The organism is Halomonas sp. PA16-9 (assembly GCF_009728585.1).
GTDB classification, from domain to species: domain Bacteria; phylum Pseudomonadota; class Gammaproteobacteria; order Pseudomonadales; family Halomonadaceae; genus Vreelandella; species Vreelandella titanicae.
Genome location: NZ_CP040451.1, coordinates 507538 through 527628, shown reverse-complemented (window position 1 = coordinate 527628; position 20091 = coordinate 507538). Strand labels below are relative to the sequence as shown.

General features: G+C 57.1%; 15 protein-coding genes and 8 pseudogenes. 11 read left to right on the top strand and 12 right to left on the bottom strand.

The features are described 5' to 3' along the window. Positions 1–82: 82 nt before the first annotated feature. From dapC to FDY98_RS02490, 5 genes and pseudogenes are all read left to right on the top strand, one after another. Positions 83–1278, top strand: a pseudogene (gene dapC / locus FDY98_RS02510) (succinyldiaminopimelate transaminase). Between the two features lie 41 nt (positions 1279–1319). After that, positions 1320–1661: a Spx/MgsR family RNA polymerase-binding regulatory protein gene (locus FDY98_RS02505; RefSeq protein WP_022520197.1), complete on the top strand. Its 342-nt coding sequence runs from the start codon at positions 1320–1322 to the stop codon at positions 1659–1661. Between the two features lie 119 nt (positions 1662–1780). Continuing rightward, entirely contained in the window at positions 1781–2806 is a 1026-nt protein-coding gene (gene dapD / locus FDY98_RS02500) for a 2,3,4,5-tetrahydropyridine-2,6-dicarboxylate N-succinyltransferase (protein WP_027957761.1), read from the top strand. After that, the gene (dapE, locus tag FDY98_RS02495) at positions 2793–3965 is read left to right on the top strand and encodes a succinyl-diaminopimelate desuccinylase (RefSeq protein WP_027957760.1); all 1173 of its coding nucleotides are present in this window, start codon (positions 2793–2795) and stop codon (positions 3963–3965) included. Before dapD ends, dapE begins: the two co-directional genes overlap by 14 nt. After that, positions 3962–4351: a hypothetical protein gene (locus tag FDY98_RS02490; protein WP_009288622.1), complete on the top strand. Its 390-nt coding sequence runs from the start codon at positions 3962–3964 to the stop codon at positions 4349–4351. Before dapE ends, FDY98_RS02490 begins: the two co-directional genes overlap by 4 nt. 78 nt (positions 4352–4429) lie before the next feature. Here the strand turns inward: FDY98_RS02490 and FDY98_RS26585 are convergent, their stop codons facing one another. Then, positions 4430–4975, bottom strand: coding sequence for a cold-shock protein (locus tag FDY98_RS26585; RefSeq protein WP_022520199.1), 546 nt, complete (start codon positions 4973–4975; stop codon positions 4430–4432). A 112-nt stretch (positions 4976–5087) separates the two neighbouring features. Between FDY98_RS26585 and FDY98_RS02480 the strand changes: the two are divergent. Continuing rightward, positions 5088–5335 (top strand): annotated as a pseudogene (locus tag FDY98_RS02480) (SlyX family protein). Positions 5336–5395: 60 nt separating this feature from the next. Here FDY98_RS02480 and ald read toward each other — a convergent pair. The 7 genes and pseudogenes from ald to radC form a co-directional block, all read right to left on the bottom strand. Then, entirely contained in the window at positions 5396–6514 is a 1119-nt protein-coding gene (gene ald, locus FDY98_RS02475) for an alanine dehydrogenase (protein ID WP_027957758.1), read from the bottom strand. A gap of 174 nt (positions 6515–6688) precedes the next feature. Beyond that, complete coding sequence (locus tag FDY98_RS02470) at positions 6689–7123, bottom strand: acyl-CoA thioesterase (protein WP_009288620.1); 435 nt, start codon at positions 7121–7123, stop codon at positions 6689–6691. 64 nt (positions 7124–7187) lie between these two features. Beyond that, a pseudogene (locus FDY98_RS02465) lies at positions 7188–8379 on the bottom strand (class I SAM-dependent rRNA methyltransferase). Positions 8380–8503: 124 nt separating this feature from the next. Continuing rightward, on the bottom strand, positions 8504–9346 hold the full coding sequence (mutM, locus tag FDY98_RS02460) for a bifunctional DNA-formamidopyrimidine glycosylase/DNA-(apurinic or apyrimidinic site) lyase (RefSeq protein WP_022520203.1): 843 nt from the start codon (positions 9344–9346) through the stop codon (positions 8504–8506). 156 nt (positions 9347–9502) lie between these two features. Beyond that, entirely contained in the window at positions 9503–9658 is a 156-nt protein-coding gene (gene rpmG / locus FDY98_RS02455) for a 50S ribosomal protein L33 (protein ID WP_022520204.1), read from the bottom strand. A 67-nt stretch (positions 9659–9725) separates the two neighbouring features. Further along, entirely contained in the window at positions 9726–9962 is a 237-nt protein-coding gene (gene rpmB / locus FDY98_RS02450) for a 50S ribosomal protein L28 (protein WP_022520205.1), read from the bottom strand. Positions 9963–10219: 257 nt separating this feature from the next. Beyond that, a complete protein-coding gene (radC, locus tag FDY98_RS02445; protein ID WP_009288617.1) occupies positions 10220–10894 on the bottom strand; it encodes a RadC family protein in 675 nt (224 codons plus the stop codon). 174 nt (positions 10895–11068) lie between these two features. On the opposite strand from radC, the pseudogene coaBC reads away from it, so the two are divergent. From coaBC to slmA, 5 genes and pseudogenes are all read left to right on the top strand, one after another. After that, positions 11069–12335 (top strand): annotated as a pseudogene (gene coaBC, locus FDY98_RS02440) (bifunctional phosphopantothenoylcysteine decarboxylase/phosphopantothenate--cysteine ligase CoaBC); the annotation flags it as partial. A 42-nt stretch (positions 12336–12377) separates the two neighbouring features. After that, positions 12378–12816: pseudogene (gene dut / locus FDY98_RS02435) on the top strand (dUTP diphosphatase). Positions 12817–12876: 60 nt separating this feature from the next. Continuing rightward, positions 12877–14274, top strand: coding sequence for a phosphomannomutase/phosphoglucomutase (locus FDY98_RS02430; RefSeq protein ID WP_027957755.1), 1398 nt, complete (start codon positions 12877–12879; stop codon positions 14272–14274). Between the two features lie 122 nt (positions 14275–14396). Beyond that, positions 14397–15295, top strand: a pseudogene (argB, locus tag FDY98_RS02425) (acetylglutamate kinase). A gap of 19 nt (positions 15296–15314) precedes the next feature. Continuing rightward, a complete protein-coding gene (slmA, locus tag FDY98_RS02420; protein WP_022520209.1) occupies positions 15315–15923 on the top strand; it encodes a nucleoid occlusion factor SlmA in 609 nt (202 codons plus the stop codon). A 93-nt stretch (positions 15924–16016) separates the two neighbouring features. On the opposite strand, the pseudogene rpoH reads toward slmA, so the two are convergent. From rpoH to ftsY, 4 genes and pseudogenes are all read right to left on the bottom strand, one after another. Continuing rightward, positions 16017–16882 (bottom strand): annotated as a pseudogene (rpoH, locus tag FDY98_RS02415) (RNA polymerase sigma factor RpoH). Between the two features lie 197 nt (positions 16883–17079). Continuing rightward, entirely contained in the window at positions 17080–18129 is a 1050-nt protein-coding gene (gene ftsX, locus FDY98_RS02410; RefSeq protein WP_027957754.1) for a permease-like cell division protein FtsX, read from the bottom strand. Then, a complete protein-coding gene (ftsE, locus tag FDY98_RS02405) occupies positions 18059–18793 on the bottom strand; it encodes a cell division ATP-binding protein FtsE (RefSeq protein WP_340146656.1) in 735 nt (244 codons plus the stop codon). Before ftsE ends, ftsX begins: the two co-directional genes overlap by 71 nt. After that, positions 18790–20063, bottom strand: a pseudogene (gene ftsY / locus FDY98_RS02400) (signal recognition particle-docking protein FtsY). Before ftsY ends, ftsE begins: the two are co-directional and overlap by 4 nt. Between the last annotated feature and the right edge of the window lie 28 nt (positions 20064–20091).

Sequence of the window (20091 nt, the reverse complement as noted above, 5' to 3'; positions counted from 1 at the left end):
TCACACCCTCGTTAGGTTTGAGCCTGCACCGGGCCTTGCCTATAATCGACGGTTTACGCCGCCAGCCATCAACGGACACATCATGAACGCCGACCTCGACGCCCTGCATCCTTACCCGTTTGAAAAGCTGGCCGCGCTGAAGGCCGCATTAACGCCCCCAGCTGACTTGGCGCATATTCCGCTGACCATTGGCGAACCCCAGCACGCGCCCTTTCCTGCGGCGCTTGAAGCGCTGGTGGCGCACCAGCTGGAAATGGCCCGTTATCCCGCGACCAATGGCCTGCCAGCGCTCCGCCAAACCATCGCCAACTGGGCAAGCCAACGCTTTCAACTGCGCGAACTCGACAGCGAACGGCACGTGGTGCCCGTTAACGGCACTCGGGAAGCCATTTTTGCCTTTGTGCAGGCGGCGCTGGATCGCACCCGCCCGGCGAAAGTCGCGGTGCCCAATCCGTTTTATCAAATCTACGAAGGTGCGACGCTGCTGGCAGGCGGTGAGCCGCTCTATTTAGACTGTACCGCTGAGAACAATTTTCGACCTGACGTTAACGCCGTGCCCGCCGCGACGTGGCGCGACGTGCAAATCGTTTTTATCTGCTCGCCGGGCAACCCCACCGGTGCAGTCACGTCCCTTGATGAATTTAAGCAGCTGATTGCCCTCGCCGACGAACACGACTTTATTATCGCCTCGGACGAGTGTTACTCGGAGCTCTACCTTGACGAAACAGCCCCACCACCGGGTTGCTGCAAGCCTGCGCCGAGCTGGGTCGTGATGATTACCGGCGCTGCGTGGTGTTTCACTCGCTCTCCAAGCGCTCCAACTTGCCGGGCCTGCGCTCGGGCTTTGTGGCGGGGGATGCGGCACTGCTCACACCGTTTAAGCGCTACCGCACTTACCATGGCTGTGCCATGTCGCTGCCGTTGCAGCACGCCTCTATCGCCGCCTGGCAGGACGAGCAGCACGTACGCGCCAACCGCGACGCCTACCGCGAAAAATTTAGCGCGGTCACCCAGGTGCTTGCCCCAGTCATGGATTTTCCCGCGCCACAAGCTAGCTTTTACCTATGGCCTGCGGTGCCCGGTGGCGACGATATCGCCTTCACGCAGAGGCTGTTTGCCGAACAGCACGTTAGCGTACTGCCCGGCAGCCTAATGGGACGCAGGGGTGAAAGTGGCGTTAACCCCGGCTCAGGGCGTTTGCGCCTAGCGCTGGTGGCTGAGCTAGCGCCCACCCTTGAAGCCGCCCAACGAATTCGCCATCTCATCGAGCGCGGTTAACTTATTCCACATTCTCTGGTTCAACATTCTCAGGAGGTCGTATGCTGACGCTGTATATCATCGATAACTGCGATACCTGCCGCAAAGCGCGTAAAGCGTTGGATGAGAAAGCGCTGCTGTATAAAACCCACGATCTGCGCAAAGATGGTCTATCTGCTGCGCTACTAGAACACATTTTACATCGCGTGCCGCTTGTGGAAGTCATTAACAAACGTAGCAAAACCTGGCGCGAACTTTCCGATGAGGAAAAAGATTACGACGCCAACTCGGCCCGCCAGCTACTGATGAAATACCCCACACTGCTGAAGCGGCCGCTGCTCGAAGTAGACGACTCCACTATCTTAGTCGGCTACCGCGAGGGCGATTACGACAAGCTCGGCTAAGTACTCAAGTGGCTAAGTGCTTCAGCAACTAGATACTTGAGAAACTAATCACTTAAGCAACTAGGCACCTTGGCTTTGCCTGCTTTTCTTCACTATTTATCACTACAGGACACCTTCTTATGCTGAGCTTTGCGCTTGGAATCGGCACCCAAAACACCCAGGGCGACTGGCTGGAAATCTACTACCCGGCGCCGCTGCTCAACCCACCCGCCAGCCTGGTGGAAGCCGCCAAACAAGCTCTGGACGCCCCCCAAGGCAACGCCGCCATCAGCTTTTTGCCCGAAGACTGCACACGCCTGGCTAAAGCGTTAGAAGCCGCGGGGCACTCCGCCCAGGCAGAGCTTGCCGAAGCGCTCTCTGTCAGCCAGCGCCCCCTGGTCGCGATGTTCCTGGAGAGCGACGAAGCGCCACAAACCGCGCCAGAGGTGTATTTAAAGCTGCATCTGCTGTCCCACCGCTTGGTCAAACCTCACGGTCTCGATCTCACCGGCATGTTTGGCCTTCTGCGCAATATTGCCTGGACCAACGAAGGCGCCATCGACATTGAAGAGCTGCCTACGCGCCGCTTGAAGGCACGTATGGCGGGCCGCGCGCTGTCCGTCGACTGTGTCGATAAATTCCCCAAAATGACTGACTACGTGGTGCCTACCGGTATCCGCATTGCCGACACCGCCCGCGTACGTCTGGGTGCTTACCTGGGCGAAGGCACTACCGTCATGCACGAAGGCTTTGTCAACTTCAATGCGGGCGCCGAAGGCCCCGGCATGATCGAAGGCCGCATCTCAGCCGGCGTGATGGTCGGCAAAGGCTCCGACTTGGGCGGCGGCTGCTCCACCATGGGCACTCTCTCTGGCGGTGGCAATATCGTCATTAAGGTCGGGGAAGGCTGCTTGATCGGCGCCAACGCAGGCATCGGCATTCCCCTGGGTGACCGCTGCACGGTAGAAGCAGGGCTGTATATCACCGCTGGCTCCAAAGTGACCTTACTGGATGATCAGGGCCAGGAAGTGAACACCGTTGCCGCCCGCGAGCTGGCCGGGCAAGACGATCAGCTATGGCGCCGCAACTCCCAGAATGGCCGCATTGAGTGCTTGACCAATAAAAGTGCTATCGCCCTGAACGAGGCGCTGCATGCCCACAACTGAACCTGAAGGACTGTCGCCGACGCTCACGCTCGCCTTTGAGCTGCTCAGCCGGGCCTCGGTAACGCCGGACGACGAGGGCTGCCAGGAACTCATGATCGAGCGCTTAGCAGCGCTCGGTTTTCATATTGAGCGGCTACCGTTTGGCGACGTAAAGAATTTCTGGGCGGTTCGCGGCCATCACGGCCCGGTGGTGGCCTTTGCCGGCCACACCGACGTGGTGCTCAGCGGCCCCTATACCAACTGGCAGTACCCACCGTTTGAGCCCTGCATTGATGATGAGGGCATGCTGTGCGGACGTGGCGCGGCGGATATGAAAGGCAGCTTAGCCTCAATGCTGACCGCCGTTGAGCGCTTTGTGGCCAACCACCCGAATCACGATGGCCGTATTGCTTTTCTGATCACCTCCGATGAAGAAGGCCCGGCAGTCGACGGCACCCGCGCGGTGGTCGAGCACCTGCGCGAGCGTAATGAACGGCTCGACTACTGCATTGTCGGCGAACCATCCTCGACCACGCGCCTGGGCGATGTGATCAAAAACGGTCGTCGCGGCTCACTGGGCGCCACGCTGCACATTAAAGGCGTGCAGGGTCACGTGGCCTATCCGCATTTAGCGCGCAATCCCATCCACCAGGCCATGCCAGCGCTGGATGCGCTGGTCAACGAGCACTGGGACGCGGGCAACGACTTTTTTCCCGCCACCAGCTTTCAGATTTCCAATCTGCGCGCAGGCACCGGGGCGACCAACGTGATCCCTGGCGACGTGGAAGTGGTGTTTAACTTTCGCTTCTCCACCGAGGTGACCTCTGATGAGCTCAAAGCGCGCACGGAAACCATTCTCGACCAGCATGGATTGGAATATCAGATAGACTGGACGCTCAACGGCGAGCCGTTTTTAACCGCGGAAGGCGCGCTGGTTGACGCCGCCATTAAAGGCGTTGAAGCGGTGACCGGCGAGCGCCCGGCGCTCTCTACCAGCGGCGGCACCTCGGATGGCCGCTTTATCGCCACCCTTGGCGCTCAAGTGGTCGAGCTAGGCCCGCTCAACGACACCATCCACAAGGTCAATGAGCGCGTTCGCGCCAGCGATCTGGACGACTTAAGCCGGATTTACGAAGCGACGCTGCAAGCGCTACTCTCCTCCGGTGAGGTAAACCTATGATGGAGCGTTACCCCGATATAGAGATTTACCTAGCCAGCGTGTCGCTTGATGCGCTCAATGAGTGGTTGAAAAGCGCACTAATCGCGCCACCGCTGAGCCCCGCAGGCAAAGGTAAATGGCAAACCCGCGGCCAATACCAGGGTGACTGCGTGCCGGTATTGCTGGTAGACAAAGCCGCTGATGGCTTTGCCAGCCTATGGTTTGATAGCAACCACACGCCGTGGATGACCGACCAAGAGTGTGCCCAACAGGCCGCGGAAGCGTTGCAAACCGAAATACGTTGCTCACTGGGTGGCTGGCACCCCGGTGATGACCCTGACCGCTTCTGGCAAGTGTTGCCCGGTGGCAAAGAAGGGGCAATAGAGTGGCCCGATTCAGGGCGTTAATCGAGCGCTTTAAACGTAAACGACCCCGCCGAAGCGGGGTCGTTACTATCCAACGATCAATTTAACTAGCCGTTGGGCTCACTCAATAATACTGACATCGTCGGCCTGCAAACCACGCTCATTTTTAATCACGTGATAACGCACGATTTGGCCTTCTGCCAACATACGCGGGCCACGACCACGAATGGCACGGAAGTGTACAAACACATCTTCGCCATTATCGCGGGTAATAAAACCGTAGCCTTTGTTGGTATTGAACCACTTTACTTCACCCTCTTCGCGGCCATCGTTAGGATCGATGATGTCTTCCTCCTCATCATCGTCCAACGGTGCAGCCGCTTGGGGTTGGCGCGTTGCTGGCTTGGGACGAACCACAGCATCGGACGCCACCACGATCGAGGGCGCAAAAGCGGCAGACGCTAATGTGCCAATACACAGAACAATAAAACTACCTATCGCAACGGCAATATAGACACCGCTAACTCCACTGATTGCCAACTCGGCCATCCACAGCTCGGCGAGGGCACTATCGGTTAAATGAACAATCCCCGCCAGCAAAAGTGGCGTGGGGGCGGCAAGTAATACACTGATTAAGAAACAGCGAAACACAACTTTTGGGTTCATAGAAAAAAAAAGCTCTCTTGTTGTATGGGTAACAGACGAAGGACAATACCCGCACTATCAGGCCCATTCCCAATAGCACCGGCATACTACTACATAAGGCTGCAATGTTATCATGACACATGAATTATCGCCTGTTGACCTGGCTCAACGTCTTGAATCTTTAGAGAGTCGCATAGCCCATCAAGAGCACTGGCTGGATACCCTGGATCAAGCGGTGGTACAACAGGAGCGCCGCCTGGAGAAACTGGAGCAACTCAGCGGCCTAATGCGCGAACGCCTGCGTGAGCAGCACCAGGCACTCCAGGCAAGCGAACCCCAGGGCGCCAGCGCCCCGAGGATGAACTTCCGCCCCACTACTGAACTAACGCCAGCCCCGGATGCGACTAATTAATTAGCCGCCGACAGCTAGCTTTCAACAGTTTAGCTGCCAACAACGCTCGCAGGGTCGATACTTTCCAGCCCAAAGGCATCCGCTACGGCCTGGTAGGTGACTTGCCCCGCGTGCACGTTAAGGCCCGGGAGAAAGTGTGGGTCGTCATACAGCGCCTGCTGCCAGCCCTTATCTGCCAGGGCGAGTACAAAGGGCAGCGTGGCGTTGGTCAGCCCCTGGGTGGACGTACGTGCTACCGCGCCGGGCATATTGGCCACACAGTAGTGCACCACCCCATCGACGATATAGGTCGGTTCGGCATGAGTGGTGGGCTTGCTGGTTTCAAAACAGCCGCCCTGATCGATGGCAACATCGACCAGTACACTGCCAGGCTTCATATCAGCCAGCATACTGCGAGTGATTAGTTTTGGCGCAGCGGCGCCGGGCACCAGCACCGCGCCAATGATCATGTCAGACTCACGGGTGGCCGTTTCCAGCGCGTCTGCGGTGGAGTAAACGGTTTTAATGCGCCCCTGGTAACGGTCATCCAGCACTTCAAGCCGCGCTAACGACTTATCCAGAATGGTAACTTCCGCGCCTAACCCTAACGCCATGCGCGCAGCGTTTTCGCCTACCACGCCACCCCCAATCACGGTTACCTTACCTGGCGCCACACCCGGCACACCGGGCAGCAGTACGCCCGCACCGCCCTGGGCCTTCTCCAGGCTATGGGCCCCAGCCTGCACCGCCATTCGTCCCGCTACGGTGCTCATAGGCGCCAGCAGCGGTAGGCCACCGCGGGCATCGGTAATGGTTTCGTAGGCGATACAGGTGGCACCGCTCTCCATCAGTCCACGGGTAAGGGGCTCTTCGGCGGCCAGGTGCAGATAGGTGAACAGTGTATGCTGTGGGGCGAGTCGCGCTACCTCGTCCGGCTGCGGCTCTTTCACCTTGAGGATTAACTCAGCGTTGCGCCACAAAGTGTCCACATCTGCTTCTATGTGCGCACCGGCGGCTTGGAAATCAGCATCGCTAAAGCCTGCACCTTCACCGGCTCCGGCCTGAATGCTCACCTGATGGCCGCGCCCGGCTAATTCCCGTGCGCCGGTAGGGGTTAAGGCCACGCGATACTCGTGATTTTTGATCTCTTTGGGGACAGCAATTTTCATTGGATTTTTCCTGTGCTTTTAAAGGTCAGTCATGTTGTTAAGCAAATTACAGCACAGCTAACGTTGACCACCACCCCAGAAACAAAAAACAAAAAAAACGCCGGTTAAGGCGTTTTTTAGGAGAAAAATCTAGCGATTGCCGGTTCTACACGAAAAAATCCACTTCGTTCTACGTCACTCCACAATAACTGCGCCGCCGTAGATACGCCGATACTCCTCGGGCAGGCGCTTGGGCCGCCCTGTTGAAAGCGCCACGCAGGCAAAGCGTGTACGGGCGTAAAGCAACGTTTTAGCGTCTTTGACTCGCACCAGCTGAAAACGGCGGGTCAAACTAAAGCGCTCGTCACAATCGACAATCCAGGTAGCCAGCTGTAGCTCATCACCTGCAAAGGCAGGCGCCAGGTAATCCAGCTCGTGGCGGTGAACCACCATGGCCCGATCAAGCTCTCGGTAACGCTCAAGAGAGAGGCCGAGCGCGACCGAGTGCGCCCAGCTAATCTGCTCAACCCAGCGCAGGTATTCACTGTTGTTGACGTGCTGATAAGCATCGATCGCCTCATCGGCCACGCGGATATCGATCACAAAGGGATCGGGCAGCGCCCACTCCATCGCCTAGCTCCTGTATACCTTGACTCTCCTGTACTCGGGCTTCGCTGAATCCTAGCCGCCTGAACTAGTCACGGAACACACGCACACCCAGCGCCTTCAGGTAAGACGTTTCAGGGATAGCCGGATGTACCGGGTGATCAGGCCCTTGGTGACCTTGGAAAATCACCTGACCGTGACGATCCTGATGGCGAACCGCACCACGCACTACGTCCATTAAACGCTCGGGCGCCAAGTGCATGGAGCAGGAGGCTGACATTAACAGTCCATCGCGACCCAGCAGGCGCATGGCCTCGCGGTTCAAGCGGGCGTAGGCGCGTTCACCGTTGGGAATGTCCTTGCGCTTTTTGATAAACGCTGGCGGGTCAAGAATGACCACGTCAAACTCCTCGCCCTCTGCCTTTCAACGCTGCTAACGCTTCAAATGCATCTCCCTCACTAACCGCTACCTTCTCCTGCACGCCATTCAGCTCGGCGTTGCGCGCCACTTGAGCCAGCGCCGGGCCTGAAGAGTCCAGGCACATCACCTCTCTCGCGCCATGAACAGCCGCCTGCACGCCCCAACCGCCTACGTAGCTGAATACGTCCAGCACGCGCTTACCTTCCACATTGCGATTGATCCACTCGCGATTAACCCGGTGATCAAAGAACCAGCCGGTCTTCTGACCGTTCAGCACCGGCACCACAAAGCGAGCGCCGTTCTCTTCGAGCACCACTTCGTCAGGCAGCGTACCTTTGATGACGTCAACGTGGGCCTCAAGACCTTCCTGACGACGGCCGCCAGTATCGTTACGGAAGACGATCACCTCCGGTTTGATGACTTTTTCCAGCGCGTCGACAATTTCATCCGCCAGCGCCTGCATACCCGCGGTATTGAGCTGCACGACGAGGACATCACCAAAACGATCGATCACCAAACCTGGCAACAGGTCGCCTTCGCCGTGGATCAAGCGGTAGAACGGCTGCGCATAAAGGCGCTGACGCAGTGCCAACGCTTGATTAAAGCGGTGTACAAACAGCGAACGATCCAAGCGCATCTCGGGGTCACGAGACATTATCCGGGCAGCAATTAACGAATGAGGGTTTACATACGCGACGGCCATTACTTTGCCATTGGAGGCTTCTACCAGTGCGGTTTCGCCTGCCGCAAAGTTTTTCAGCGGCGTCTCTTTGATATCCACCTCATTGGAGTAGATCCAAAGATGGCCCGCTTTAAGACGGCGGTCGGCATTTTTATTCAGGCGCAGGCGTTGGGTCACAGCAATCTCCAAAAATTTTGTCTTTAAAACCTTGCCTTAAAAACCTGCGTCTTAAAACTTAGGCAAGGCAAAAGATGAGGCAAAGCAATACTTAAATAAAACAGTAGCACTTACTAGATAGGCATTAGCGCTGGCAGCCGGGGCAGAACACACTAGCACGCTGGCCAAGCGTAATGCGCCGAAGCTCAGCGCCACAGCGCAAACAGGGCTGGCCGTGGCGGCCATAAACATTAAGGCGTTGGGCAAAGTAGCCGGGCTCACCCTGGCCACTGACAAAGTCCCGCAGCGTGGTGCCACCTTGGGTAATTGCCGCCGCCAGCACGTCTTTCACGGCCAGGGCCAAGGCGTCATAGCGAGCACGGGAAACTCTCCCCGCCGCACGGCGGGGATCAATGCCGGCCATAAATAGCGCCTCTGCCGCGTAGATATTCCCGGCACCAACAACCACCTGGTTATCCATCAGAAACGGTTTTACTGCCACGCGCTTGTTGCGCGAGAGCGTGTAGAGCCATTTGCCGTTAAACGCATCAGACAGCGGCTCAGGGCCCAAGTGAGCAAGCCGTTTATCCTGCGCTGCGTCTGCGGCCTGCCAATCCACAAAGCCAAACCGACGGGGATCGTGATAGCGCAGCACATAGCCGCTGGCAGTCACCACGTCCACGTGGTCATGCTTTTTAGGCAAATCCCCCACCCGGGCAATCCGCAGACTGCCCGACATACCCAAGTGCCAGAGCAGCGTCGCGCTAGCGTCACCTTCAAGCGCGCCGCCAGCCTGGATAGGAATCTGCAGGTATTTTGCCCGCCGCATCAACCCCCCAATGCGCGCACCTACCAACCGCTCGGCCAGATCATCGGGCACAGGCACACGCAGCCGCGGCTGACGCACCAGCACTTCGGTGACTTCCTGGCCTTCAATATAGGGAGCAATCCCGCGTCGGGTGGTTTCAACTTCAGGAAGTTCGGGCATATTTAGACATCGTACCTGCCTGTAGTGACAGCCTAATGAAGGTGGTTTAGCGAAGCATGCGACACACGAAAGACATGCATGCAAAAACCCGGCTTGAGGCCGGGTTTTGAACAGGCGCTCGCCTGCAGTGGAAGCCGATCAACATCGCAAAAGCGATTACTTGATCTTCGCTTCCTTGTAGATCACGTGCTTACGGATGACCGGGTCGAATTTCTTGAATTCGAATTTATCCGGAGTGTTCCGCTTGTTCTTATCAGTGGTGTAGAAGTGGCCTGTACCGGCACTGGACACCAACTTGATTTTATCGCGCATGGTTTAACTCTCCCAAAATGCTTGGCCCAAAATACCTGGCCAAAGGGCTTTGTATAATAAAGCTGGCTTAGATAGCGTCGCCACGCTTACGAATAGCAACCAAAACTGTGTCGATACCTTTCTTGTCGATGATGCGCATTCCTTTAGTGGAAACGCGCAGCTTGACGAAGCGGTTCTCAGACTCAACCCAAAAACGATGGGTGTGCAGGTTCGGCAAGAAACGACGACGTGTCTTACGCTGGGAGTGTGAAACGTTATTTCCAGTTACCGGACGCTTGCCGGTAACCTGACATACTTTGGACATTAGAGCCTCCAACTGCTTGGCCAGGATATAATAACCTGAGTGTTCAAAACTGTCGGGCAAACCGGAGCAGGGAAGGTGTCGACGCCGTTAACCGCCAAGCTTTATCCAAATCCGTTATTCAACCCAAGTTTAAAGGTGGCACTTTATACCAGAGCACCCGACTTACAGCAAGCAAAACCCACAAAAAAGGCTGGAAAAGCACTTTTTGCTCATTTTACTTAATCAAAACGGCATAGAACAGTGCATTCTTATACTGCTTATAGCCAGCCGCGCTCGGCAAAAGAGATCACTTCTCCATCCCCCACCACGAAATGATCCAGCACGCGCACGTCAAAAAGTACCAGCGCCTCTTTGAGGCGTTCCGTGATACGTCGATCAGCATCGCTTGGCTCTGCCACACCAGAAGGGTGGTTATGCGCCAGGATAACGGCGCCAGCGCTCAGCTCTAATGCGCGCTTGGCAACTTCGCGGGGGTAAACGGATGCGCTGTCTAGGGTACCGCGAAACAGCGATTCATAGCGAATAATTCGGTGCTGAGTATCCAAAAAAAGCACCGCAAACTCCTCATGCCCTAAATGGCGTAGCTGCGAACTCAGGTAGTGGCGCACCAAGGCAGGTGATGTCAGCGCATTGCCCCGCGCCAACTGGCTGGCTAAATGGCGCCGCGACAGCTCAAGCGTCGCCTGGAGCTGAGCGTACTTGGCGCTACCTAACCCACGGGCAGCACAGAAGCTTTCCTGATCGGCCTCTAGCAGTTGGCGCAAACCACCGAAACTGCTGAGTAAATCCCGCGCTAAATCGACCGCCGAACGACCCTGTACGCCAACACGCAAAAAAATTGCCAGCAACTCGGCATCTGAGAGCGCCTGGGCGCCAGTATTTAATAGCTTTTCCCGGGGCCGCTCACCTTCCGGCCAGTGATTAATTCCCATCGCACCTCACCGCGCTGCCCATCTTTGTCGATCGAAGCCAGCCTCAACACGCATAGCTTTACAGCCATAAGCCTCATTAAACCTAGCTTAACCTTGTTTGTGCTCAATATGCCAAATTGTTGGTGCCAATGGTATGGTAAGCCTCCTTACGAACGCGGATATGGATCACTGACCATGGCCTCTGCTGTTAACTCGACAAGCGCGTCGACGCTCGCCGGCAAACGCGTACTGCTCGGCGTTAGTGCGGGTATCGCTGCCTACAAAAGCGCGTTGCTTGTGCGCCTGCTCAAGCAGGTGGGCTGCGAGGTGCGCGTGGTGATGACCGACGGGGCCCAGGCCTTTATTACCCCGCTCACGCTGCAGGCGCTCTCCGGCGAGCCTGTGCGCACCTCTTTACTCGACCCCGAAGCCGAGGCGGGCATGGGCCATATTGAGCTGGCCCGCTGGGCGGATATAGTGCTGATCGCTCCGGCGACTGCCGACCTTATCGCTCGTTTGGTGCACGGTATGGCCGACGACCTGCTCACTACGCTCTGCCTGGCCTCAGAAGCGCCCAAACTGATTGCCCCGGCGATGAACCAGGCTATGTGGCGCCACCCCGCCACCCAGCGTAACGTAGCGCAGCTTGAGCATGACGGTTGGCAGCTCATAGGCCCCGCCGCCGGTGACCAGGCCTGTGGCGATGTGGGGCCAGGCCGCATGAGCGAGCCTGAAGAGATTTTTAGCGCGGTTACGGCGCTGTTTGCTGCCCCTATCACCACAGCGCCTCACTCACATGCACCCCATATTGTGATCACCGCTGGCCCTACCCGTGAGCCACTGGATCCCGTGCGCTACATCTCCAATCACAGCTCGGGGAAAATGGGCTTTTCCCTGGCCGCAGCCGCGGTAGCTGAAGGGGCCAAGGTGACGCTGATCAGTGGGCCGGTTGACCTACCCACTCCCCAGGGCGTGACGCGAATTGACGTTGAGTCAGCCGAGCAGATGCACGCTGAAGCTCAGCGGCTAGCGCCTCAAGCGGCGCTGTTTATCGGCTGCGCGGCTGTCGCCGACTATCGCGCGGCAGCCCCTGCCGAGCATAAGCTCAAAAAGCAGGATGATAGCGACACACTCACCCTGACCCTGGTTAAAAATCCCGATATCATCGCCGGCGTCGCGGCACTGCCCGCCAAACAGCGCCCGCTGGTGATCGGCTTTGCCGCCGAAAACCCAGGAGGTTGAGCGTTACGCACGGGATAAATTACAGCGCAAAGGGCTGGATATGATCGTCGCCAACGATGTCTCCCAGGCTGGCCTGGGCTTTGGCAGCGACCAGAACGCCGCCTGGATACTCTGGCGCACCCCTCAAGGCGTCGAGAGCCGCTCAGAAGCTGCACAGCCGAAGACACAGCTGGCCACCACCATCATCCGTCAAGCGCTCGCCCTACTACCCACAACAGCCGCTACGAAAACATCTGGAGAATCCCATGAGTGCCCGCCCCGCCTGCAGTGCAAAGTATTAGATGAGCGTTTGCACGACTACCTCCCTGCCTACGCGACAGCTGGCTCGGCGGGAATGGATCTGCGCGCCCTGCTGGATGAGCCGTTAATATTAGCGCCCGGCGATTGCCAGCTCGTACGCACCGGCATTGCCATCTATATTGAAGATCCGGGTTTGGCAGGCATGATCCTACCGCGCTCCGGTTTGGGGCATAAACATGGCATCGTGCTAGGCAATTTAGTGGGTTTAATCGACTCAGATTACCAGGGCGAACTAATGATTTCGGTCTGGAACCGTGGTCAGAGCTCGTTTACGCTAACCCCCTTCGATCGGCTGGCACAGTACGTGCTTGTGCCTGTGGTACAGGCCGAACTCCTTGGTGGACGCGTTTGAAGACTCCTCAAGGGGCGGCGCCGGGTTTGGCAGTACGGGCAGTCAGTAACGAGTGGTCGCGCCTGTTTAGGAACCCTTTTAAGGAAACGTCTATTTAGCTGGGAAGCCTATGAACGCACAGTCTGTACCCGCTTCGATTTTTCGCGCCTACGATATTCGCGGTATCGTTGACGACACGCTCACTGAAGAGACGGTAGAAATGATCGGGCGTGCTGTCGGCTCTGAGGCCGCCGCGCGGGGCGAATCCAGCGTGGTAGTCGCCCGCGACGGTCGCCTTTCAGGCGCTCGGCTGCAAGCAGCGCTGATGCGTGGCCTGAACGCCGCAGGGCGCGATGTGATCGATATCGGCATGGTGCCCACCCCGGTGCTCTACTTCGCCACTCACATACTGGAAGGCACCCAATCAGGCGTAATGGTCACCGGTAGCCACAATCCGCCTGACTATAACGGCTTTAAAATTGTGCTGAGCGGCGAAACGCTCTCTGGTGATGCGATTACAGCCCTGTTTGAACGTATCCAGTCCGGCAACCTAGACAGTAGCTTAGACAATGCTCAAGGCAGTATCACCCAGCAGGATGTTCGTGAACGCTATTTAACGCGCATTCTAGGCGACGTTAAGATCAACCGACCGATAAAAGCCGTGGTCGACTGCGGCAACGGCGTTGCCGGGGAACTCGGTCCGCAGCTGCTGGCACGGTTAGGTATTGAGACCATCCCGCTGTTTGCGGAAATTGACGGCCATTTCCCCAATCACCACCCTGATCCGGGCAAGCCGGAAAATGTCCAGGATCTGATCCGCAAAGTGCACGAAACCGGGGCCGACATTGGCCTTGCTTTCGATGGTGATGGCGACCGTCTGGGCGTTGTCACACCCACTGGCAAGCTGATTTATCCCGACCACCTGCTGATGGTGTTTGCCACCGATATGCTCGCGCGCCAACCTGGGGCCAAGGTTATTTTCGATATTAAGTGCACCGGCAACCTGGTCAAAGTGATCAGCGAGGCCGGCGGCGAACCGGAAATGTGGCGTACCGGGCACTCGATGATCAAGGCGCGTATGCAGGAAACCGGCGCTCAGCTTGGTGGCGAGATGAGTGGGCATATTTTTTTCCAAGAGCGCTGGTATGGTTTTGACGATGGCCTCTACGCCGCCGCTCGGCTGGTAGAGATTCTCGCCAATCAAGCCGACGACGCCGATACTTTTTTTGCCAACTTCCCTCAAGACGTTGCCACACCGGAAATTAATATAGCGGTTACCGACGATAACAAATTTTCTCTGGTGGATAAGCTTGCTCGCGAGGGCGACTTCGGCGAAGGTATAAAAACAACTTTGGACGGCATTCGCGTTGACTACCAGGATGGCTGGGGGCTGTGCCGCCCCTCGAACACCACGCCTGCACTGGTCATGCGCTTTGAAGGGAAAGACGAGGCCGCGCTAGCACGCATCAAAGCAGTTTTTAACGACGCGCTTCGGCGCGTCGCGCCAGACATTGAGCTACCCCAGTAGACAGATAGCTCTTCAAATAGTTAGGCGCTGAAGGGATCGCGACCACCTAGAAAGCGCGACCCTCACCACTCAATCAGCATAAAACGTTAGCAGCATAATAAACGTTCGCAAGGGACAACCTCATGAGTTCAGCCAGTCGCGATCCCCAGGTCGTTGTGGAGGTGCTTTCCGAAGCCCTCCCGTATATTCAGCAGTTCTCCGGCAAAACCGTGGTGGTCAAATATGGCGGTAACGCCATGACCGAAAGCACCCTGATCGACTCCTTTGCCCGCGATATCGTGTTAATGAAGGAAGTCGGCATCAACCCGGTGGTGGTGCATGGCGGCGGGCCGCAGATCGGAGACCTACTCAAAAAGCTCAACATTGAATCTCGCTTCGTCAACGGCATGCGCGTTACCGACTCGCAAACCATGGACGTGGTCGAGATGGTACTGGGCGGCTTGGTCAACAAAAGCATCGTCAACCTGATCAATCAAAGCGGCGGTAAAGCGATTGGCTTGACCGGTAAAGATGGCTCACAAATTCGTGCCCGCCAGCTCAAAGTTGAGCACCAAAGTCCCGAAATGACGGCGCCCGAGATCATCGATATTGGCCATGTGGGCGAAGTGGAGTCGATCTCAACCGAGCTTATCGAGATGCTGGCAGCGCGTGATTTTATTCCGGTGATTGCACCGATTGGCGTCGACGCCGCAGGCCACAGCTACAATATCAACGCTGACCTGGTAGCGGGAAAGATCGCCGAAGCGCTCAATGCAGAAAAGCTGATGCTACTCACCAATGTCGCCGGGTTAATGAACACCGAAGGTGAAGTGCTCACCGTTTAAGCACCGCTCAGGTGGATGACCTGATCGCCGATGGCACGATTTATGGCGGCATGCTGCCCAAAATCCGCTGCGCGCTGGATGCAGTGAAGGGCGGCGTGAACAGCTCGCACATTATTGATGGCCGTGTCCCCCACGCGGTGTTACTGGAAATTTTCACCAATGCTGGGGTAGGTACTCAAATCAAGGACGCGAGCTAACCGCGACGGAGGTCACATTATGAGCGAAGATCAAAAACCTCGCCGCCGCGAGCAAATTCTCCAAGCCCTGGCATTGATGCTCGAGGAAGATAGCGGCAAGCGCATTACCACAGCCGCCCTCGCCCGCCAGGTAGGCGTTTCAGAAGCGGCGCTCTACCGCCACTTTCCCAGCAAAGCGCGTATGTTTGAGGGGCTGATTGACTTTATCGAAGAGAGTATTTTTGCCCGCATCACGCGTATTTTAGAAGACGTTCCCGACGCTACCTCCCGCTGCGGCACCATACTCGCGCTGCTGCTGGGCTTTGCTGAGAAAAATCCTGGCCTGGCACGAGTGATGGGCGGCGACGTACTCACCGGCGAAACCGCACGGCTACGCCAGCGGGTCAACCAGCTGTTTGAACGCCTGGAAATGCAGCTTAAGCAGATTCTGCGCGAAGCCGAACTGCGTGAAGGCCTACGCCCCACGATTCCGGCCTCTGCCGCTGCCAATTTGTTAGCGGCCCAGGCGGAGGGGCGAATTTCACAGTATGTGCGCAGCGACTTTAAGCGCTTGCCCACCGAACATTGGGAAGATCAGTGGTCGCTGCTGTCGGCCCACTTACTGCGCGCCACGGCACAGCCTGCTTAGGCTCGCGTGCTGGCTGCACAAAAAGCCGGCTCCTTTAACGGGAGCCGGTTTTTTTAATGCTGAAAAGCCACAAATTGTGCATTCAGCGTGGTCTTAGGCGACCATTTCCTCACCCATTTTCTGACGCAGCTTTTTCATGGCATTTTTTTCGAGCTGGCGAATACCTCCGCGCTGACGCCGTAGACGTCGGCCAGATCATGCAGCGTCTCTTTGCTATCGGCTAACCAGCGGCGCTGGAGAATATCCCGCGAGCGCTCATCAAGCCCTTCGAGGGCAAGCTGCAAACGGCGCGTCGAGTCTTCCTCGAAGTTGCTATCTTCCAACTGCGTGGCAGGGTCGGAAGCGGAATCATCCAGGAAGTGCACCGGCGCTTGATAGGTGCTCTCTTCATCATCGCCTGCCGGAGCATCATAGCCTGCATCGTAAGACGACAAGCGCCCTTCCATATCGCGCACGATCTCGGGCTTAACGTCGAGATCTTTGGCGATGGCGTCCACTTCGTCGTTGTTCAACCACGCCAAACGCTTCTTCGCACCGCGCAGGTTAAAGAACAGCTTGCGCTGGGCTTTGGTCGTGGCAATCTTAACGATCCGCCAGTTGCGCAGCACAAATTCGTGAATTTCTGCTTTAATCCAGTGCACGGCAAACGAAACCAGACGAACGCCCTGGTTCGGATCGAAGCGCTTGACGGCTTTCATCAAGCCAACGTTACCTTCTTGAATCAAATCCGCTTGGGGCAACCCATAGCCCGAATAGCTACGCGCGATATGCACCACAAAGCGCAAATGCGACAGTACCAGACGACGAGCGGCTTCCAGATCGCCTTCATCATAGAGGCGATAAGCGAGCTCACGCTCTTCATCGGCCGTTAATACCGAAATTCCATTGACTGCGCGGATGTAACCGCCCAGATCGCCGCCGGGCGAAAGCTGCCCCACCGGTAGAAGACTAGTGCTCATGTGCAGGTGGTCTCCCCTGTAACCCATCGTGGTTGACGTAGCACGTTATCAATAACCTATTACAAAACCGTGATACTAATTCAGTCATACACATTCAGTCATACGAATGTCTGCGATACTGAGACCTTAACGCAAGCATAAAGTTCGCAGGTTAAGCATTACCAGCAGTATCGCATTAGCTGCTTAGAATTCATCAATTATCTTGGCCGAATACTCGAAAGGTGACGAGTCACCGCCAACCAGGCACCCAACCAACCTAGTAGTGTACTGCAAGATAGCAGAATTGTAGAGCCTGTCACGTCGAGTTGGGGTAAAGAAAAACTCGCCCCGTAACTTGCCGCCAGAGCGGATACCGGCAGGGAAAGCCAGTGATTGCCCAGACCTAACAAACCTAGTGCCAACAGCCCCCCGCCTAAGCCGTACCAAGCACCGCTGTACAGGAAAGGCCGTCGCACAAAGGCATGCGTGGCGCCAATGAGCATCACGACTTCAATTTCCCGGCGACGACTCTCCACCGAGAGACGAATGGTATTACCGACCACCAGCAGCACGCCTAAACCAAACAGCACCCCTAGCGCCAGCGCTACACGGCGACCTAGCTCGGCTAGGTTTCTCAGCCGCTCTACCCAGGCCAGGTCAAGACGCACCTCATCCACCCCAGCGAGCGCTTCAAGACGGGCGGCCAACTGCTGCATGGCAACCGGGTCAACGCTTTCTGGGCGCACCACCATGCTGATAGGCAGCGGGTTACTCTCCAGCCCTGCCAAGGCATCATCGAGCCCCAGCGACTGCTGGAACTCCGCCATACCCTGCTCGGCGCTGATCAGCTGGGTTTCGAGCACGTCCGGTTCCGCGTTGACCGCCTCCTCGATACGCAGCGACTGGGCATCATCAGCACTCAACTCCAGGTAGACCGTTAGGGTGGCGCTCTCATCAAGCTCTGCATCCAGCAGACGGGCACTATCCAGGGTTAGCCACAGCGCCGCAGGCAGTACCAGTGCAATAGCGATCGCCAGCATGGTCAGGAGATTACCCAGCGGATAGCGTATCAAGCGCTGAAAGCTATCCCACCCCATACTGCGGTGATGGCGCCCCCATGCCCGCAGGCGGCTGGAAAAGCGCGTTTGCTGCGACCTGGCGCCCCGCTGTGGCGCTTGGGCTTTCTCAACCGCTGGTTTAACAGCGGCTTTGCGCGGCGTTTTTAATGCTGCTCCCTGACGACGCTTGGGTGTCGCGGATGACCTCATACCGCCCCTCATCGGCTACCAACCTGCCGTCGCTTAAGCGCAGGATGCGGTGGCGCAGTCGGGCAATTAGGGCCAAATCGTGGCTGGCGATCATCACGGTGGTACCAATCCGATTAAAGTCCTCAAATAGCGCCATGATATCCGCCGAAAGCTGGGGATCCAGATTGCCCGTCGGTTCATCGGCAAGCAGTAGCGCGGGCTTATTAACCACCGCCCGGGCAATGCCGACCCGCTGCTGCTCGCCGCCGGAGAGCTCTATGGGCAACGCCTTTTCACGATGCAGCAGCCCCACTTTATCTAACGCGGCACGCACACGGCGGGCGGCTTCCCGAGGTTCAACCCCTTGAATCTCCAACGGTAGAGAAACATTGTGAAAAATGCTGCGATCAAAGAGCAGCTGATGATCCTGGAAAACCACGCCAATTTGGCGCCGATAGAACGGCACTTGGCTAGCATGCAGCTGGGCAATGTCGTGCCCCGCTACGACGACGCGCCCACGGCTAGGTTTCTCAAGGCGCATGATTAAGCGTAGTAGCGAGCTTTTCCCCGCCCCGGAGTGGCCGGTAAGAAACACCATTTCGCCCCGGGCAACCCGAAAGTTAAGATGTGCCAGCGCTTCAAAGCGTCCACCGTAGCGTTTTCCCACATGCTCAAAGGCGATCATGCGCTGGCATCGTCCCCTTGGCGGTCAAATAGCGCTTGGACAAAATCATTGGCCTCGAAGGGGCGCAGATCGTCGATACCCTCCCCCACACCAATAAAACGAATCGGCGTTTCCAGCTGTTTAGCCAGCGCGAAAATAATCCCGCCTTTGGCGGTGCCGTCCAGTTTGGTTAGCGTGATCCCGCTGACGGCACGGCGGCGTCGTTAAAGGTGCTGGCCTGGGAAATCGCGTTTTGCCCGGTGCCCGCATCCAGTACTAGCATCACTTCATGAGGCGCGGTGTCATCTAGCTTCTGCATCACCCGGTGGACTTTTTTCAGCTCTTCCATCAGGTGGCTTTTGTTATGTAGCCGTCCGGCGGTATCGGCGATCAGTACATCAACACCTCGCGCAGTGGCGGCCGCTACCGCGTCATAAATCACCGAGGCGCTGTCCGCGCCGGTGTGTTGGGCGATGACCGGCACCTTGTTGCGCTCGCCCCAGACTTTGAGCTGTTCGACAGCGGCGGCACGGAAAGTGTCACCGGCCGCCAACATAACGCTTTTGCCTTCGCGCTGAAAACGCTGGGTGAGCTTACCAATGGTGGTGGTTTTACCCACGCCATTAACACCCACCACTAAAATAACAAACGGCCCCTTGCCCGCCTTTTCCAGTACAAGCGGTTTGGCGACCGGCGCCAGCATGGCGGACAACTCTTCTTGCAGGCCACGGTAGAGGGCTTCTGGGTTGTTCAACTCTTTGCGCGAGACCCGCGCTTCCAGGCGACCAATAATCTCGGTCGTCGCATCAATGCCCACGTCGGCCATTAACAGTTGCGTTTCCAGATCTTCCAGCAGTTCGTCATCGATCTGTTTTTTACCTAAAAACAGATCGGCGATGCCATCGGTTAAATTGGCACGGGTTTTCCCCAGGCCTGACTTGATACGCGCAAACCAGCCTTTCTGGTCGCTTTTGTCAGCCACCGGTTTCTCTTGCAAGGCGGGCGCGGGCGTCAGCTCTGGCTCTGGCTCTGGCTCTGGCTCTGGCTCTGGCTCTGGCTCTGGCTCTGGCTCTGGCTCTGGCTCTGGCTCTGGCTCTGGCTCTGGCTCTGGCAAAGTTTCCGGCGCTTCTGAGGTCTCTTCAACAACGTCAGTGGAAGTCTCGGGCGTTGCAATGTCCATCTCATCGGCTTGCTCTTGAGGCTGCTCCTTTAACTGCTCCTCCTGCGCCTGCTTGTCTTGAGGCGCCTGTTGCGGATCTTGCTTATTCTTGCGTTTAAAAAAACCAAACATGAGTGTTACCCGACATAAATAGTGGACA

What these genes read in the sequence shown, in the direction of transcription:
- FDY98_RS02505 (WP_022520197.1), top strand. Translation starts at nt 1,320, where the DNA reads ATGCTGACGCTGTATATCATCGATAACTGCGATACCTGCCGCAAAGCG.
- dapD (WP_027957761.1), top strand. Translation starts at nt 1,781, where the DNA reads ATGCTGAGCTTTGCGCTTGGAATCGGCACCCAAAACACCCAGGGCGAC.
- dapE (WP_027957760.1), top strand. Translation starts at nt 2,793, where the DNA reads ATGCCCACAACTGAACCTGAAGGACTGTCGCCGACGCTCACGCTCGCC.
- FDY98_RS02490 (WP_009288622.1), top strand. Translation starts at nt 3,962, where the DNA reads ATGATGGAGCGTTACCCCGATATAGAGATTTACCTAGCCAGCGTGTCG.
- FDY98_RS26585 (WP_022520199.1), bottom strand. Translation starts at nt 4,975, where the DNA reads ATGAACCCAAAAGTTGTGTTTCGCTGTTTCTTAATCAGTGTATTACTT.
- ald (WP_027957758.1), bottom strand. Translation starts at nt 6,514, where the DNA reads ATGAAAATTGCTGTCCCCAAAGAGATCAAAAATCACGAGTATCGCGTG.
- FDY98_RS02470 (WP_009288620.1), bottom strand. Translation starts at nt 7,123, where the DNA reads ATGGAGTGGGCGCTGCCCGATCCCTTTGTGATCGATATCCGCGTGGCC.
- mutM (WP_022520203.1), bottom strand. Translation starts at nt 9,346, where the DNA reads ATGCCCGAACTTCCTGAAGTTGAAACCACCCGACGCGGGATTGCTCCC.
- rpmG (WP_022520204.1), bottom strand. Translation starts at nt 9,658, where the DNA reads ATGCGCGATAAAATCAAGTTGGTGTCCAGTGCCGGTACAGGCCACTTC.
- rpmB (WP_022520205.1), bottom strand. Translation starts at nt 9,962, where the DNA reads ATGTCCAAAGTATGTCAGGTTACCGGCAAGCGTCCGGTAACTGGAAAT.
- radC (WP_009288617.1), bottom strand. Translation starts at nt 10,894, where the DNA reads ATGGGAATTAATCACTGGCCGGAAGGTGAGCGGCCCCGGGAAAAGCTA.
- FDY98_RS02430 (WP_027957755.1), top strand. Translation starts at nt 12,877, where the DNA reads ATGAACGCACAGTCTGTACCCGCTTCGATTTTTCGCGCCTACGATATT.
- slmA (WP_022520209.1), top strand. Translation starts at nt 15,315, where the DNA reads ATGAGCGAAGATCAAAAACCTCGCCGCCGCGAGCAAATTCTCCAAGCC.
- ftsX (WP_027957754.1), bottom strand. Translation starts at nt 18,129, where the DNA reads ATGAGGTCATCCGCGACACCCAAGCGTCGTCAGGGAGCAGCATTAAAA.
- ftsE (WP_340146656.1), bottom strand. Translation starts at nt 18,793, where the DNA reads ATGATCGCCTTTGAGCATGTGGGAAAACGCTACGGTGGACGCTTTGAA.